14 protein-coding genes and 1 pseudogene are annotated in these 12,658 nt (G+C 68.9%); 9 read left to right on the top strand and 6 right to left on the bottom strand.

Annotated elements, in window-relative coordinates; genetic code table 11:
- The first annotated feature begins 297 nt into the window (after window positions 1-297).
- A complete protein-coding gene (locus tag LDQ05_RS17525) occupies window positions 298-1,137 on the top strand; it encodes a PhzF family phenazine biosynthesis protein (protein ID WP_226438230.1) in 840 nt (279 codons plus the stop codon).
- Window positions 1,138-1,247: 110 nt separating this feature from the next.
- On the opposite strand, the gene LDQ05_RS17520 is transcribed toward LDQ05_RS17525, so the two are convergent.
- The 3 genes and pseudogenes from LDQ05_RS17520 to LDQ05_RS17510 form a co-directional block, all read right to left on the bottom strand.
- On the bottom strand, window positions 1,248-1,844 hold the full coding sequence (locus LDQ05_RS17520; protein ID WP_226438231.1) for an RCC1 domain-containing protein: 597 nt from the start codon (window positions 1,842-1,844) through the stop codon (window positions 1,248-1,250).
- Between the two features lie 15 nt (window positions 1,845-1,859).
- Window positions 1,860-2,081: pseudogene (locus LDQ05_RS19895) on the bottom strand (chromosome condensation regulator); the annotation flags it as partial.
- A 53-nt stretch (window positions 2,082-2,134) separates the two neighbouring features.
- On the bottom strand, window positions 2,135-2,779 hold the full coding sequence (locus LDQ05_RS17510) for an MBL fold metallo-hydrolase (protein WP_226438229.1): 645 nt from the start codon (window positions 2,777-2,779) through the stop codon (window positions 2,135-2,137).
- Window positions 2,780-2,926: 147 nt separating this feature from the next.
- Here LDQ05_RS17510 and LDQ05_RS17505 point away from each other — a divergent pair, with 147 nt between their 5' ends.
- Window positions 2,927-3,484 (top strand): putative immunity protein, encoded by a 558-nt coding sequence (locus tag LDQ05_RS17505; protein ID WP_226438228.1) that lies wholly within the window; start codon window positions 2,927-2,929, stop codon window positions 3,482-3,484.
- A gap of 17 nt (window positions 3,485-3,501) precedes the next feature.
- Here LDQ05_RS17505 and LDQ05_RS17500 read toward each other — a convergent pair whose 3' ends face one another.
- Window positions 3,502-4,071, bottom strand: coding sequence for a YdeI/OmpD-associated family protein (locus LDQ05_RS17500; protein ID WP_226438227.1), 570 nt, complete (start codon window positions 4,069-4,071; stop codon window positions 3,502-3,504).
- A 149-nt stretch (window positions 4,072-4,220) separates the two neighbouring features.
- Between LDQ05_RS17500 and LDQ05_RS17495 the strand changes: the two genes are divergently transcribed.
- Window positions 4,221-5,192, top strand: coding sequence for a glycoside hydrolase family 43 protein (locus tag LDQ05_RS17495; protein ID WP_226438226.1), 972 nt, complete (start codon window positions 4,221-4,223; stop codon window positions 5,190-5,192).
- On the opposite strand, the gene LDQ05_RS17490 is transcribed toward LDQ05_RS17495, so the two are convergent.
- On the bottom strand, window positions 5,162-6,265 hold the full coding sequence (locus LDQ05_RS17490; RefSeq protein ID WP_226438225.1) for a pseudouridine synthase: 1,104 nt from the start codon (window positions 6,263-6,265) through the stop codon (window positions 5,162-5,164). The two genes, LDQ05_RS17495 and LDQ05_RS17490, sit on opposite strands and share 31 nt — an antisense overlap.
- 190 nt (window positions 6,266-6,455) lie before the next feature.
- Window positions 6,456-7,040 carry a helix-turn-helix domain-containing protein gene (locus LDQ05_RS17485; RefSeq protein ID WP_226438224.1) on the bottom strand — a complete coding sequence of 195 codons (585 nt, stop codon included), beginning with the start codon at window positions 7,038-7,040 and terminating at the stop codon, window positions 6,456-6,458.
- Window positions 7,041-7,088: 48 nt separating this feature from the next.
- Between LDQ05_RS17485 and LDQ05_RS17480 the strand changes: the two genes are divergently transcribed.
- The 6 genes from LDQ05_RS17480 to recC all read left to right on the top strand — a co-directional run.
- Entirely contained in the window at window positions 7,089-7,949 is an 861-nt protein-coding gene (locus LDQ05_RS17480; RefSeq protein WP_226438223.1) for a class I SAM-dependent methyltransferase, read from the top strand.
- Window positions 7,946-8,911, top strand: coding sequence for an NAD(P)/FAD-dependent oxidoreductase (locus LDQ05_RS17475; protein ID WP_226438222.1), 966 nt, complete (start codon window positions 7,946-7,948; stop codon window positions 8,909-8,911). Before LDQ05_RS17480 ends, LDQ05_RS17475 begins: the two co-directional genes overlap by 4 nt.
- A 234-nt stretch (window positions 8,912-9,145) precedes the next feature.
- Window positions 9,146-9,301 carry a hypothetical protein gene (locus LDQ05_RS17470; RefSeq protein WP_226438221.1) on the top strand — a complete coding sequence of 52 codons (156 nt, stop codon included), beginning with the start codon at window positions 9,146-9,148 and terminating at the stop codon, window positions 9,299-9,301.
- Between the two features lie 87 nt (window positions 9,302-9,388).
- Window positions 9,389-9,889 carry a DUF2505 domain-containing protein gene (locus tag LDQ05_RS17465; RefSeq protein WP_226438220.1) on the top strand — a complete coding sequence of 167 codons (501 nt, stop codon included), beginning with the start codon at window positions 9,389-9,391 and terminating at the stop codon, window positions 9,887-9,889.
- Between the two features lie 136 nt (window positions 9,890-10,025).
- The gene (locus tag LDQ05_RS17460; RefSeq protein ID WP_226438219.1) at window positions 10,026-10,241 is read left to right on the top strand and encodes an RNA-binding S4 domain-containing protein; all 216 of its coding nucleotides are present in this window, start codon (window positions 10,026-10,028) and stop codon (window positions 10,239-10,241) included.
- A 90-nt stretch (window positions 10,242-10,331) separates the two neighbouring features.
- On the top strand, window positions 10,332-12,658 hold a 2,327-nt coding region (recC, locus tag LDQ05_RS17455; RefSeq protein WP_226438218.1), incomplete at its 3' end, for an exodeoxyribonuclease V subunit gamma.

Below are 12,658 nucleotides of genomic sequence, written 5' to 3'. Positions count from 1 at the left end.
TCGCCGGATCCTGGCGGGCTTCGACCGCCATCCTCGTTGCTCGTTCCTTCAGCTCAACGCTGTACTTCCGTGGTGCTGCCATGCTCTCCATCCTTCACAGGTTCGAGAGCCTCCGACAGGCCCGGGGCGATTCAATGCGTCTCGGGCGCGAACTCATGAGCTGGGCAGCGCAGTCGATGCGCGATCGTGGCCAGCCAAGGCCGCCCTCCAACTGCTGGAGTGAACCACCGCGATGGATGCAACCCTCGCGATCTGGACCTTGCAGTTCCATGGGGGAACGTACATAGGATGCAGAGCATGGCTCGTGCTTACCCCTTTGCCCAGGTGGACGTTTTCTCTCCGGAGCCCTACCGAGGGAACCCTGTCGCAGTGATCCTCGAGGCCGAAGGTCTCGAAGACGAAGCGATGCAGCGCATCGCCACCTGGACCAACCTGTCGGAGACGACGTTCGTGCTGTCGCCGACCGATGAAGCGGCTGACTACCGACTGCGAATCTTCACGCCGACAAGTGAACTCCCCTTCGCCGGCCACCCGACCCTCGGCGCGGCCCGTGCGTGGTTGGAGAACGGCGGGGTCCCTGGGACCGTTGGCGCGATTGTCCAGGAGTGCGGAGCGGGACTTGTTCGGTTGCGGCACGACGGAGATCACCTGTCGTTCGCCGCACCTCCCACGGTCCGCACCGGACCGCTGGACGACGAGTATCTCAGCCGCGTCGTGAAGGCGTTCGGCCTTGACCCGGCGCATGTGATCGGCCATCAATGGGTCGACAACGGTCCTGGTTGGGCTGTTGTCCAGCTCGCAAGTGCCGAAGAAGTTCTCGCCCTGTCGCCGGATTTCACCGCGTTTCCCGATGCGATGGTTGGGGCCGTGGGGGCATATCCCGAAGGGTCGCCGCACGCCTTCGAACTGAGGTCATTCGCCCCGCGCGTGAACGTATTCGAGGACCCCGTCTGTGGATCCATGAACGCCTCGGTCGCGCAGTGGCTGACGCGCGCAGGTGTGGCCCCCGAGAGGTACACCGTTTCCCAGGGGCAGGTTGTCGGTCGCTCCGGCGAGATCGCCATCTCGGTGGACAGAGGCCAGGTATGGGTCGGAGGGGCCACCACGGTTCTCTTCCGCGGGAGTGCATCGGTGTAGCGGAGGTCGGCGGCCGGCCTGCCGAACTCGGCCCGACCACTCCGTGAGGGCCCTCCTCGCGGGAACTCGGTGGAGTTCCGGAACAGCTCGTAGCGATGGGCGAGTGCGATTCAGCGGTGCGCGTTCCAGGTTGCGACTTCGCACTGCCCATCGGCGTTGCACCCGGTTGCGATGACGGTTCCATCGCCGCACAGTCCGATCGCATGGGCCGATCCTGCTGCGATCGCCGTCAGTCCGTTCCACTCATGCAGGTTGCACTGGCCGAAATCGTCGGCTCCTGCCGCCAGAGCCGTTCCGTCTTCGCGGAGGGCCACCGTGTGACGACTTCCCGCCGTTATCGCCACCACCCCATTCCAGCCCGCGACGTCGCACGCGCCGGTGCGGCGCTCGCCCGTGGCGACGACCGTGCCGTCCTGTTGCAGGCCGACTGTGTGTAGGTGGCCTGCGGCCACGGCGGTGAGGTGATTCCACTCCCCGACGTCACACTGCCCGCGCAGATCGTTTCCGGCAGCGACGGCGGTGCCGTCGGCGTGCACTGCCACGGAATGCCAGTCGCCGGCCGCGATCCACACGATCTCTCGCCATTCCTCGACTGCGCACTGGCCTTCGATGCGACGTCCGGCGGCGACCACGGTCCCGTTCTCTCGGAGACCGAGGGTCGTCCGCCACCCGGCGGCAATCGCGGTGATACCGCCCCACGCGGCCACGTCCGCCTGTCCGTCACCGTTCCATCCCGTCGTGACGACTGTTCCGTCGGTGCGGAGGCCGACGGTGTGGGAACGACCGGTGTTGCGGGCCGCGTGCACGTTCCCGGCCGCGACCGAGGTGATTCCGGACCACGAGCTCACCTCGCACTCGCCGGCACGCCCATTGCCGCAGGCCAGGACCGAACCGTCTCGACGGAGCAGTACGGAGTGCCTCCGACCGGCGGCCAGTGCGGGCATCGTACTTCCTTTCTCCCCGTTCGGCTCGGGACCGCGAAGTCGAGTGAACTCGCTCAGCTCCGCGTCGACGTGGGCAGCCCGGCGAGAGCTTGCTCGAGATGGGCGGGCCAGGCCTGCGGATCGATCCGGTGCACACCGGACTCGCTCGGAAATGCACTGGATACCACCACATCCGGCGTCACCGTCTGCAGAAACCGTAGGCTTTCGGCGAGGGCCGAGGCATCGCTGTAGCCATCGATGTATCCGGCGGTCCACGCGCCACCGGATCCGACGAAGAGCGTGTCGCCGGTGAACAGGTAGCGCCCCCCGTCCACGCCGCGAACAAGGTAGCAGGTGCTGCCCACGGTGTGGCCGGGTGTCGGCAGAACCTCCACGCCGTTGCCGTCGACGTGTCGTTCGTCGAGCGGGACGTCGATGGGGGTGAAGCGGCCGATCTCGTCGACCTCCGCGGCGGGTGCATGCAATCTCGAGCCGAATCGTTCCGCGATGTTGCTCAACATCGGTCCGGCTTCGTCCTGGTGGGACAGGTACTGGTCGGTGAATCCGCCGAGTCGTTCCAGTTCGGCGAAGTCTGCGTCACCGGCCGTCGAATAGAACAGCACGTTGGTGTTCCCGATCCACAGGTAGGCGTGTGTGGTGAGCCCCGGAAACGGTGCGTCTGCGCGTGTTTCCCACAGATCGGGTAGTACTCGTCGCATGGTGGTTCCTTCCGTCGTCGCTTCCCGGTGTCGGACTTTCGAACTGCAACTCCATGCTGCAACCTCGAGTGGACTCGAGGTCAAGGGCTGCCGGTGCGACCTCGGTACGCGGGTCGTCGTCACGGATCGGTGTGCGAAGCTGGGTGCATGGCCTCGATCCAGACGCTCGACGATTCGGACCGACGAGCCGTCGCGCGATGGGCGACGGTCTGCGCCGAGCACGTGCTGCCCCTCTTCGATGCCGACGCGGCGGCGGTGGCGGAGATCCGGGATGCCCTCGCTCGCGCGCGTGCGTACGGGCTCGGGGAACGTGGAGCCGCCGACGAGATCCGCCAGCGGATGGTCGCGGTCAAGGCGGCGAACGCCGCGACAACTCCCGCCGGCGCCGCGGCCGCCCGGGCGGTGGCACAGGCTGCGGCCGTCGCCCACATGGGTGCTCACGCGCTGGGTGCGGCAGCGTACGCGGTGAGGGCGGTGTCGTTGGCGAACAGGGATCGGCCGGATGCCGTTCGGGACGAGATCCGGTGGCAGCTGGCGCAGTTGAGCGACCGCGAACGATCAGCGCTCCGGCTCCTTCCGCCGCTGGGTTCCGACCCCGCCGGCCCCCTCGGGAAGGGGCTCCTCTCCCGCGGTGTGCTGGGCGCGACGATCCGCGAGATCCAGGCGGAGGTCGGCTCGACCTCACCGTGGACGACCTCGACCTGACGAAGTGACGGGGGTCGTCACGGCCGCTCGTTGCGGGCCGCCTTCGCGACGATGCCGGCGATCCGCCGGGTCTTCGTCGCCGGCTGCCTGGCGAACGCGATCTGGCTGAGGGCGAACTTGCGGACGCTCGGCGGCCAGGAGTCCCAGTGGGTGCGTGCCCGGGGGTTCGCGTCGAGCGCCGCCGTGAGTTCCGGTGATTCGACCAGTGCCTCGGCGTCGTCGAGCAGAGTCCACAGGCCACGTCGTTTGGCGTCGTCGATGACGGCCTGACCGGCGGGTTGCATGCGTCCTTCCGCGAGCAGGTCGGCGACGCGCGCTTTGTTGGATGCTGCCCACGCGCTGTTCCGGCCGCGTCGGGTGAACCAGATTCCCCGCCGGTGCTCGTCGATCGTCCGGGTATGTCCGTCGACCCATCCCCAGCACAGCGCTTCCCGCACCACCTGGTCGTAGTCGAGTGGGGTCCGGCCGGACTCCTTACGCCAGAAGACCAACCAGATCCCTCCCGGCCCGGCATGGTGGTCCCGCAGCCACACGTGCCACTCGTCGAGGGAGTCGGGATGCAGATATTCGGCGTTCGGGTCGGCCATGGGCACGATGGTAGGGAGTCGCCGCCCGATCCCGGTGGAGTTGTCGGCATCCTCGACGAGAGGGCATTCGGGCGCGGCTGCCGAGGAATTCTCCGGGGTCTGCGGCCGAGTTCCACCGGATTCGGCTGCGGAGCATGGATACTGCACCGATGACTCCTACCGCACGCACCGGTCTGTCGTCTCTGTCGACGGTGCTGCTCGTCGTCGCGGGAATGCTGATCGCGTTCCCGTCGACGAGCGGTGCCGAGTCGCCGTCGAAGTGGCGGTACACGATGGTGGCGTTCAGCAACGACAGCGACCGCGACCTCGACGTGTACGAGTCGTCGGACGGCACGGACTTCGAGCCCGTCGGATTGTCGACGTACCGACCCCCGTCCGGGCTGGTGCGCGATCCGAGTATCTTCCGCCACACGGACGGGATGTACTACCTCACCTACACGACGGTGGACGGCGCCAACATCGGGTTCGCGCGCAGCAGCGACCGTGTCGACTGGACGCCGATGGGGAACTGGCCGGTTCCGTTCTGCTGCGCCTTCCTGCCGGGAACCGGCGACGGGAAGGGGCCCGTGAGCCCACCGGGATTCTCGGGATCGGCCGGGTTCAAGGACGGACCGTCGCTGTCACCGTTCACCACCAAGGCGTGGGCGCCCGAATGGTTCGTGGACGGTGACAGCGTCAATGTCATCGTCTCGATGTCGACCGGCGGCGGATTCGTGCCGTACCTGATGACGGCGCTCGATCCGTCGCTGCAGTACTGGAGTTTCCCCGTCCCGTTGGACGGGCTCGGTGCCGATCGCATCGACACCACCGTCGTGAAAGTCGGGTCCACCTACCACGCGTTCACCAAGAACGAGACGAAGAAGGTCCTCGAACATGCGGTGGCGCCGTCGTTGGCCGGGCCCTACACGTTCGTCCCACCCGGCGACTGGGGGTCGCTCGTGGAGGGGCCGGCGGTGATCCGGTTGCCCGACGGAACGTGGCGGATGTACTTCGACGCCTACGACGAGGGCAAGTACTACTACTCCGACAGCGAGGACCTGAACACCTGGTCGCCACGGGAGGAACTTCCGGGTCTGTCCGGGGTGGTGCGTCACGTCGGCGTGATGAAGGAGCCCGCCTGACGCTGCACCCCGCTGTCGGGCGGTGTGCTGCTTCCCGCGGGCGGATTCGCTTCGTGCGACCGCAACAGTGGCGGAGCGAAAGCAGTCGGTCCGCGGGAAGCGTGGGCTGCCGGGGCCTCGCTCAGGGTCCGGCGAGTGACGAAGCGCCGCGTCGTCCCCGACAGTGGATCGGTGAACTCCAGTTCCCGCGCGAGCAGTTGCAGGGGCAGCGAATGATCGTCGGGAGCCTCGGGCAGCAGATCGGGATACCAACGATCCCCGAGGATCCCGATGCCGAGAGCAGCGAGGTGCACCCGCAACTGGTGCATCCGGCCGGTGCGCGGGCGCAGAATCGTGTGCACGACGGCACGTCCGGACGAGCTGTGACCCGTGTGAAGCACGTCGATCTCGGTCTCCGCGTTGGGGAGCCCGGTGTCGTCGACGATCACCCGCAGCTCCCCGCGTCGCGACTCGATGCGGTTGCGGTACACCACCGGGACGGGGCGCCCGGCCAGCACGGGCGTGTCGGGATCCCACCGGGGCGGCATCGGCGACACGGCTTCATACACCTTCGCGACCCGACGCTTCTCGAACAGCGACTGGTAGGCGCCGCGCGTGGCGGGGCGGGCGGAGAACATCACGACGCCGGCGGTCGCGCGGTCGAGTCGGTGGATCGGTGTCAGGTCCGGGTTGTCGAGGCGGATCCGCAGCCGGACGAGTGCGGACTCGCGCAGGTACCGACCGCCCGGGGTGGTCGGCAGGAAATGCGGTTTGTCGACCACCACGAGGTCGTCGTCGACGTGCAGGATCTCTTCGTGGAAAGGCACCGGTTCCTCGACCGGCAGGTCGCGGTAGTACCAGACGAAACGGTGTGTGCCCAGCGGTGCGTCGCGGCCGATCGCGGTGCCGTCGGCGCCCACGATCTCACCGTCGTCGAACCGTCGGTGCAGGTCGTCGACGTCGAGGTGGTCGAACCTGGCGACGACGTATTCGGCGATCGTCGACCACGGTCCGGACACCGGGACGCGGAGCCGGGTCGGGCCGACGCCGTTCCGGACGGGAAGGGGAGAGGGCATCGGCACGTGATCGATCATCCCATGTCGCTGCGAGGGGATTTGATGGGCGCATGACCGCTGAACGAAGTGTGGACGCCTCGGCGCGCGTTGTGCTCGGTGTCGACGGGACGGGTTGTGCCCTTGCCGCGCTTGCCCTCGCGATCGCGGCGTGCGCGGTGAGGACCGGCATCCACCCGAGCGCTGCCGCCGAGGCGCCACCGGATGCTCGTCACCGGTCGTGCGTGTCGCGCAGGTGTGCGCGTTCGCCGTTGTGGTCGAAGATCGTGAGGATCTCGACCGGACCGTCGACACCGCTGATGGCGTGCGGCGTCATGGTGGGGAACTCCGCGGCATTGCCCTCGTGGATGACGATGGTGCGGTCGCCGAGTTGCAGGCGTGCGATGCCGGTGAGCACGGTGAACCATTCGTGGCCGGGGTGCACGTTGAGGTCGTCGGTGGGCCTGGGGGCGACGTCGGTGAAGCGCATCTTCGCCACGGTCACCCCGGAGACGGAACGTTCGCGCGACAGCAGCCACGTCGTCAGGCCGGGGGAGGTGTCGGGCTGCGGCCGGATCACCACGTCGTCGTCGGCGTCCGACGCGATCAACTCGTCGAGTGTGGTGCCGAGGGCGCGCGCGATGGGGACCAGCTGGTCGAGGGCGATCCGTCGGCGGCCGGTCTCGATGCGGCTCAGATTCGACGGACTGATGTGGCAGCGGGCCGCGAGCGCGTCGAGGGTCCATCCGCGGGCCTGCCGCAGGCCGCGGATGCGCTGTCGGACGAGTCGGTCCATCCCACCGTTTTCTTGCTCCATGGGCAAGAGTGTATGCGATATGAGCATGAAGCGCTCTACCGTGGGGTCATGCACGGATACAGTCATCAGCACGATCACCACCATCACCTCGGGCAGGCGGAGGTCCTCGATCTCGATGCCGTCGTGCACCGCGCCCGACTCGACGACATCGTCGAGCTGGTCGCCGCGGCGCTGCACCGTCCGCCGCGCACGATCGTCGACATCGGATCCGGGACGGGCACCGGAACCGTCGCGCTCGCCCGGCGGTTCGTCGATGCCGAACTCATCGCCGTCGACAACGATCCGCGCATGCTCGAGCGCGTGCGGAACGCGGCCGCCGAAGCCGGTGCGGCAACGCGCATCCGGACGATGGAGGCCGATCTCGACGACCGGTGGCCGGACGTCGGCGACGTCGACCTGATCTGGGCGGCACTGTCGCTGCACCACATCGCCGATCCGGATCGATTGTTCCGGTCGGCACGGTCGGCGCTCACGTCCGGTGGGTTGCTCGCCGCGGTGGAGATGGACGGCCTTCCGCGGTTCCTCCCCGACGACATCGGACTCGGCCGCCCCGGGCTCGAATCCCGGTGCCACGCACTCGCGTCGGGCAACGGATGGAACGAGCATCCGAACTGGACCGAGTACCTGCACCGCGCCGGATTCGAGGTGCTCGAGGAACGCCGCGTCGACATCGACCTGGATCCCGCCCCCGACGGGACCGTCGAGTACGCGACGCTCATGCTCGAGCGGATGCGCACAGGAATCGGAGACCGACTCGATCCCGACGACCGTGCGACACTCGACCGATTGCTGGACCCCGGCGACCCCGCAGCGCTCCGGCACCGTCGCGACCTGTCGGTCCGCGGCAGCCGTACGGTGTGGACGGCGCGTCCGACACCCTCCCCGACCATGGAAGGCAGTGAACGATGACCACAGCATCCCGTCTCGACTCCTACGACGTGATCGTGATCGGTGGTGGCGCCGCCGGACTCGCAGCGGCCGTGGCTCTCGGCCGGTCGCGTCGGTCGGTCGCGGTCGTCGACGTGGGTGAACCCCGAAACGCCCCCGCCGCCGGTGCCCACAACCTGCTCGGTCAGGAGGGTATCGCACCCCGCGAACTGCTCGCGGTCGGACGCAAGGAAGCCGCCGGCTACGGCGTGGTGTTCCACGACGACCGCGTGGTCGGTGCACGCCGCGGCGACGACGCGTTCGCCGTCGATCTCGCCGACGGCGATGCGCTGCTCGCCCGCCGCCTGATCCTCGCGTCCGGCCTGGTCGACGAACTCCCCGACGTGCCGGGTGTGCGGGAACTGTGGGGAAGCAGTGTGCTGCACTGCCCGTACTGCCACGGCTGGGAGGTACGCGACCGGCGCATCGGGGTTCTGGGAACCGGACCGTTCGCCGTCCACCAGACACAGTTGTTCCGGCAACTTTCCGAGGACGTCACCCTGTTCACCCATACGACGCCCACCGTTGACGGCGAGACTGCGTCGCAACTCGCAGCACGCGGGATCAGGGTGGTCGACGGGGCCGTCCGGGAGATCCGGGCCTCGGGTGGCGAGGTGGCCGCGGTGGTGCTCGACGACGGCCGGGAATTCGACCTCGACGCCGTCGTCGTCGGGCCACGCTTCCATGCGCGGACCGACCTCTACGAACAGCTGGGTGGCGTCGCCACCGAGCATCCGATGGGCTGGTACATCGAGACCGACCCCACCGGTCGCACCGCGATCCCGGGGGTGTGGGCGGCGGGCAACGCGAGCGACCTCGCTGCGATGGTGTCGGTATCCGCTGGTGCGGGCGTGATGGCGGGTGCCGCAGTCAACGCCGATCTCGTCGCCGACGATGTCGCCCGCGCGGTCGGCGGGACGGGGCAGAATCGCGCTGAATGGTGATACCCGCGCGAAATTTCCCGCCGCCATCACCATTCCGGGTTGTCCTGCGGCGTCGGTGACGGTGTAGCGCGCGACTCGGAAGGTTTGAACGTGCGGCCGAGGGGAAACACTCCCTGTACGGACGGCGGGCGAGAGCGCCGCAGGCGCACCCGCGTCCCGATCGGACGACGAGAGGGGCGAGGCATGACCACGGCGATACCTCCACGCACCGCACGCGACGATAAGCAACCCGCATTGACCGAGAGTTCGAGAGCGGGGTTGGTTCTCCTCGTGGTCACCGTCGTCCTCACCGCCGTCACGGGTCTGCTCGTGTCGGGCTCACCGGTCGCGGCGGCGGTGCTGGCGGTCGGCGTGGCGATGGTGGCCCCGCTCCTCGCCGCCGCCCTCTGACCGCGCACGTCTACACGGCCCGCATCAAGATCGCGAGTGGGATCCCCCGCTCGTGACGCTCCCCGGGCCAGGCTATTGTTTCCGGCCATGTCCAAAGAATTTTCGTTCACCACCGAGCTCGAGTACTCCGTCGCCGACGTCCATGCCGCGCTGACCAGCGAAGAGTACTGGAAGGGGCGTGTCGCGGACGGCGAGAACAGCGCAGTCGAACTCGACGTTCCTGCCGGTCCCGGTACTCTCCGCGCCGTCATGACCGACCGCACCGAGCCGTCGGCACTCCCGGCGGTCGTTCGCGGCATCCTGCGGGGACCGCTGGAGATGCAGCGGACCGACAGCTGGGGCGCGCTCGCCGGTGACCGTGCGGAGGGCACGCTGAGCGGCGGCGCCAACGGCCTGCCGATCGAGATCGCGGCCACCTCGCTGCTGCGCGCGGGTGACACCGGCGGTTCGGTCATCGAGCTCAACGGCACCGTGACCGTCAAGGTCCCGGTCGTGGGCGGCCAGATCGAAGGCCTGCTGCTCCAGATGGTGGAGAACATCGTGAACGTCGACAAGAAGGTTCTCGAGCACTGGCTGTCGAACCGCTGACCGAACCGTGCGAAGCTGCGCCGCCACCCGAACGATCGGGTGGCGGCGCAGGCATTTGCCTCCCGTTCACCCGACGCTCACCCGAACGCCCGCACGCGGCGACCGGATGGACGACTGCGGTGGACACGATGGAGCCATGGAAGTTCTGGTATCGGAGTCGCTGTTCGGTTTCCTGCAGACCAGTGGCCTCGCCCGATCCGGCGGGGAGGCCGCGGCCCTACTCATGGAAGGCCTGGTCCGGGTCAACCATCTGCCCGTGCGCGGCCCCCGCACACGGTTGGTGCGCGGCGACGTCGTCTCGCTCGCCGGACGCCGGGACGTCGCCGTCTACGGGACGTCCGCCCTCCTCTGAGCACCGTCGTTCCTCCTCGAATCCGACGGATGTCGGCCCGGTGTGATAATCCGTAGCCGACGGACCGGACGACGACGAGGAGACACTGGCGTGCTGACGCTGCACCGCGCCGAGCGCACCGACGTGCTCGCCGACTCGCTCGCCGCTCTGCTCGCCGACCCCCTGCCCGACCCCTTCGCCCGGGAGGTCGTGGCCGTCCCCGCCCGTGGAATCGAGCGCTGGCTCACGCAACGGCTTGCCTCCACCCTCGGCGCCCCCGGACCGGACACCGACGGCGTGTGCGCCAACATCGACTTCCCCTCGCCGCACCGACTCGTCGACGATGCGCTGTCGGCCGCGGCGGGAACCACTCCGGACACCGACCCGTGGCACCCGAACCGTGTGCTGTGGTCCGTGCTCGACGTCGTCGACGGCGCGCTCGGTGAACCGTGGTGCGCGGTGCTGTCCCGACACCTCGACCACGACAGCGACGGATACCGCACCGGACGCCGGTACGCGACCGCCGCGCATCTCGCCGAGTTGCTCCGCACCTACGGTCGGCAACGACCCGACATGCTGGCAGCCTGGGCTCGCGGCGACGACACCGACGGCACCGGATCCCCGCTCGACGAGCATCTTCGCTGGCAGGCAGAGTTGTGGCGACGGCTGCGCGCACACATCGGTGTCGACAGTCCCGCCCAACGACTCGACGAGTTGTGCGCGCGACTGCGCGACGAACCCGGCATCGTCGCACTGCCGCAGCGGGTGTCGGTGTTCGGCCCGACGCGTCTGAGCCGGGTCCAGCGCGATGTGCTGGCGGCGCTCGCCGATCATCGCGACGTGCACCTGTGGGTTCCGCACCCCAGCCCCGCACTGTGGGAGTCCCGGACCGGTCGCGCACTGCCGGTGCGCCGCGCCGACGAGACCGACACCGAGGACGTGCGCCACCCGTTGCTCGCGGCGCTGGGTCGGGACGTGCGGGAGTTGCAGGGCACATTGTCGACGATCGCCCACCGCGACGTCCTGCACCGCGCCCCGGCTCCGCCGGACACCCTCCTCGGACGGTTGCAGGCGGACATCCGCGCCGACCGTGCCCCCGAACCCCGCAGCGCCCGCGCGGACGGCACCGTCCGGGTACATGCCTGTCACGGAGCCACCCGACAGGTGGAGGTACTGCGCGAATGCCTCCTGCACCTGTTCGCCGACGACCCCACACTCGAACCGCGCGATGTGGTCGTCATGTGCCCCGACGTCGAGACGTACGCACCGCTCGTGCAGGCGGCCTTCGGTCAGGACGTCGGCGACCATCCGGGGCATCGGCTCCGGGTGCGTCTCGCCGACCGAGGACTGCGGCGCACCAATCCGGCGCTGTCCTTGCTGGCCGCACTGCTCGACCTCGCCGATTCAAGGGTCACCGCGAGCGATGTCCTGGACGTGGCGGCAGCGGCGCCGGTGCGGCGGCTGTTCGGCTTCGACGACGACGATCTCGAACGGCTGCAGGTGTGGACGGTCGACTCGGGTGCCCGGTGGGGGCTCGGACGGAGCCAGCGAACCGCTTTCGGGCTCGCGGACTTCCCGCAGAACACCTTCGCGACGGCGTTGGATCGGGTGTTGCTCGGTGTCGCCGCAGACGGCTCCGGGGGCGAATGGCTCGCGCTGACCTTGCCCCTCGACGACGTCGAGAGCAACGACATCGATCTGGCCGGCCGGTGGGCGGAGTTCCTCGACCGGCTCACCGTCGTGCTGATGGGGTTGCGCGGACCACAGAGCCCCGACAACTGGGCGGTCGCGCTCACCCGCGCGCTGGATCTGCTCGCGGACGTCGACGCTCCCGACGCGTGGCAGTTGGTACAGGCCCGCCGGATCATCGGTGCGGCGGTCGAGCACGGCGGCGACACGGTGCTGCGACTGGCGGATGTGCGTGCCATGCTCGCCGACCGGCTCGTCGGTCGCCCCACCCGCGCCAACTTCCGCACCGGTGAACTGACCGTGTGCACGATGGTTCCGATGCGGTCGGTGCCGCACCGTGTCGTGGTGCTGCTCGGACTCGACGACGACGTGTTCCCGCGCCGCGCCCACATCGACGGCGACGACGTCCTCACCCGTGATCCGCGCCCGGGAGAACGGGATCCGCGCAGCGAGGACAGGCAGCTTCTGCTGGACGCGATCATGTCGGTCGGTGAGACACTCCTGCTGTTCCACACCGGTGCCGACCCCGTCACCGGGATGCACCGACCGCCGGCGGTTCCGCTGAGCGAGGTCCGTGACGTCCTCGCCACCATGGTCGGTGCATCGACGTCCGACAACCCCGTCGTGACGCGGCATCCGTTGCAGCCGTTCGACCCCCGGAATTTCGACGCAGCGGATCCGTTCAGTTTCGACGCCACCGCACTCGCCGGTGCCCGAGCGGCCGTGGCCGGTGCGGCGCGGGCACCGGC

The organism is Rhodococcus yananensis, from assembly GCF_020515525.1.
Classification (GTDB): domain Bacteria; phylum Actinomycetota; class Actinomycetes; order Mycobacteriales; family Mycobacteriaceae; genus Rhodococcus; species Rhodococcus yananensis.
This window is presented reverse-complemented; position numbering and strand designations above follow the sequence as displayed.